1 protein-coding gene is annotated in these 725 nt (G+C 65.7%); it reads right to left on the bottom strand.

Annotation, left to right across the window (positions count from 1 at the left end; genetic code table 11):
* Positions 1 to 205 precede the first annotated feature (205 nt).
* Positions 206 to 725, bottom strand: a 520-nt coding sequence (locus N864_RS22845; RefSeq protein WP_034723012.1) for an arginase family protein, incomplete at its 5' end; no start/stop codon positions are given.

Raw genomic sequence — 725 nt, 5'->3', positions numbered from 1 at the left:
CCTCGTACGGGTCGTGCGATGCGAGATGTCAGGAGGACAACGACGATGGGTCACCACCGCACTGGACGTGGATAAGGAGGATGGGCAAGCCGCCGTAATGGGGAACAGGAGGAGAGCCCGGGCGCGTTGGCCGGTGTTCGTCCTTCGGTCGGCACATCCCCTCCGAGGCACAGTCCCGCCCATCCTGAGCTCGCCCAGGACTGACTCAGGAACGTTCGCTACTACCGCTTTCTGTCCTCGGCGCCATCGCGGAGATGAGCTCATATGCCGCGTGGGATGCAGCGATGCCGGTCACTTCGGCGTAGTCGTAGGCAGGGGCGACCTCGACGATGTCGGCGCCGACGAGGTTGAGGTCGGCGAACGCCCGCAGCATGTTCAGAAGTTCCCGGCTCGTAAGCCCCCCTGCCTCCGGCGTGCCGGTACCGGGCGCATACGCGGGGTCGAGGACGTCGATGTCGAGTGAGACGTAGGTGGGTCGGTTGCCGACGCGAGCCTTGATCCGCTCTACAGCTCCGCGCCAGCCCAGGTCGTCCATGTCGTGGCAGCCGATGACCTGGAACCCGAGCACCTGGTCGTCGCTGAGGTCCTCAGTGGAGTAGAGGGGGCCCCGGATGCCGACGTGCATGCTGCTGGTCTTGTCGATCAGGCCTTCTTCGCTGGCTCGCCGGAACGGTGTCCCGTGCGTGATCGGCGCGCCGAAGTAGGTATCCCAGGTGTCGAGGTGG

The sequence above is a fragment of the Intrasporangium chromatireducens Q5-1 genome, assembly GCF_000576575.1.
Lineage (GTDB): Bacteria > Actinomycetota > Actinomycetes > Actinomycetales > Dermatophilaceae > Intrasporangium_A > Intrasporangium_A chromatireducens.
Note: the sequence above shows the minus strand (reverse complement) of the source record. Positions and strands in the feature narration are given on the sequence as shown.